The 2,236-nt window shown below is 65.8% G+C and carries 2 protein-coding genes and 1 pseudogene; 1 reads left to right on the forward strand and 2 read right to left on the reverse strand.

Annotated features, from left to right (window positions below; genetic code table 11):
• Nucleotides 1-352 (reverse strand): annotated as a pseudogene (locus ACFWJO_RS37725) (molybdate ABC transporter permease subunit); the annotation flags it as partial.
• A complete protein-coding gene (gene modA / locus ACFWJO_RS37730) occupies nucleotides 330-1,118 on the reverse strand; it encodes a molybdate ABC transporter substrate-binding protein (protein ID WP_024357651.1) in 789 nt (262 codons plus the stop codon). The pseudogene ACFWJO_RS37725 and the gene modA, both read right to left, overlap by 23 nt.
• Nucleotides 1,119-1,291: 173 nt before the next feature.
• On the opposite strand from modA, the gene ACFWJO_RS37735 reads away from it, so the two are divergent.
• The coding region (locus tag ACFWJO_RS37735; protein ID WP_386872648.1) for a ThiF family adenylyltransferase at nucleotides 1,292-2,236 on the forward strand (945 nt) is incomplete at its 3' end.

Genomic DNA, 2,236 nt, shown 5'->3' on the forward strand with positions numbered 1-2,236 from the left:
GTCCCAGCAGGAGAAGCAACGCAATGCCGCCGACAACGGGAGGCAGTACCAGCGGGATAGTGATCGCCGCCCGCAAGAGGCGGCGCGGCAGGACCTTCCAGTGAACGGAATGGCTCAGCAGGACGGCTAGCGGGATACCGAGGATGAGACTCAGGCCGGTAGATAACGTCGCCGTGAGTAACGAGAGCCCGAGCGCCTGCAGTACCTCTTGCCGAACGAAGAGTTCGCCCAGCTGGCCCCATGGTGCACGCAGGATGAGTCCGAGCAGCGGGAGAACGAGCAGCGCGAGACCGATCACCCCGAGGGCGAGGATGACCGGCTGCCGGCGTTCACGGGGCCGCGAAGCCTGCATGCTCGAAGACCTGACGTGCCTCATCGGAGCGGAGGTAGTCGATGAACGCCTGTCCTGCGTCGGGGTTCGGTGCCTCGGCAAGAAGGGCGACCGGATAGTTGTTGATCACCTGCTGCGCCTCAGGCACATCGATGCCTTCCACCGCGCTCCCTGCTGCGACGACGTCGGTCACGTAGACCAGTGCGGCGTCGGCCTCACCCAGAGAGACTTTCGTCAGTGCGGCACGCACGTCCTCCTCAAGTGTGTCCGGTTGGGCCTGAACACCAGCAAGGTCGAGCAGGGACTGCGCTGCGGCTCCACACGGCACCGCGGTGTCGCACAATGCGATTGTCAGCTCAGGCCGTGCGAAGTCGGCGAGACCGGTGATCCCTGCAGGGTTCCCGGCGGGAACCGCGATCTGCAGCGTGTTCGTGACGAGCACTTCCGGATCGGCGGCCAGGCCTGCGTCGACAACAGACTGCATCGTCGCCTCATTCGCTGAGAAGAACACGTCCACCGGGGCACCGGAGACGATCTGCTCGGCGAGCGCCGACGATCCGCCATAGCTGGCGACCACGTCGACATCTGCGTTCGCGTCCTCGAACCTCTCGGCGAGGACGTCGATCACGTCGGTCAAGGAGGCTGCGGCCAACACTGTCACCGTTCCGGAGGTCATGTCGTCCTTGCTTGCCCCGACATCCGATTCGTCGCTTCCCGTGCCGGGCGATGAGCATCCAGCGAGCAGAAGGAGCGCTGCGGCTGCCGCAAGGAGGGAGGGGGCACGCACGACAGGAACTCCTCTGAAAGACGGTCGGTCAGGCGAACGAAGTTGCCGACCTGTCTCAAGCCTCCCGTAGCCGAGGTCGTGAGAATGGCCTGCGACTGCTGGGCTTTGTCTGCTCTCTGCTGTCTCGCCGCTTCCGACCTCACCCGCTGGGACCGGCTCCCTAGCCTGAAGGCATGCCGGTCAATCCGCTCTCTCCGACCTTTCAGAGGCAGCGCGTCCTCACGGGCTTCGGCGTTCCCGCTCAGGAGCGTCTTTCGAGAGCGCATGTGCTCGTGATCGGCGCGGGTGGGCTGGCCAGCACCCTGTTGCCGGTCCTTGCTGCCGCAGGCGTCGGCAGCCTCACGATCGTCGATGACGACACTGTCGCCGAATCGAACCTGCACCGGCAGACGATGCACACGCCCGGCGACATCGGTCGCAGCAAAGCGGTCTCAGCCACCATAAGGCTCGCGTCGCTCGCTCCTGATGCTGAGCTCCGCGCCGTCGAGGGGCGTTTCGACGCCGTGACAGCCGAGGGTCTGCTGCACGGTGTGGACGTGCTCGTCGATGCCAGCGACAACCCGGCAACAGTGATGCTGGCAGACCGTGTTGCTGCCGAACGCGGCATTCCGCTCGTGTGGGGGTCAGCACTGGGGTACGCCGGCCAAGCAGGCGTGGCATGGGATGCCAGAGGCACCGACTACCGCGACTTGTTCCCGCATGGTCCGGACTCCAGTGCGGACACCTGCGACATGATCGGCGTGCTGCCGAGCGTATGCGCCGTCATCGGGGCGTTCATGGCGACCGAGGCACTCAAGCTCCTCACCGGCATCGGAGAGCCGTTGATCGGTCGGGTCGCCGCGTACGACGCACGCACCGGCCGCACCCGCGAGATCGCCTACCGGCGCGACGAGTCCGCCCGTGCCGCAGCGCAGAACATCGAGACCACTCCGCTGTCATCCGACGATCAGAACGCCGTCTCGCCCGAGGAACTGCGCGACCTGCTCACAGCTTCCTTCCCGCCGCTGCTGATCGACGTACGCGAACCGTGGGAGGCCGACATCGCAGCGATCCCGGGAAACGTGCTGATCCCCTTGACCGAACTCCCTCGCCGGGCACCAGAACTCGACACCGGTCAC

The sequence above is a fragment of the Streptomyces sp. NPDC127092 genome (assembly GCF_042722475.1).
Taxonomy (GTDB): domain Bacteria; phylum Actinomycetota; class Actinomycetes; order Streptomycetales; family Streptomycetaceae; genus Streptomyces.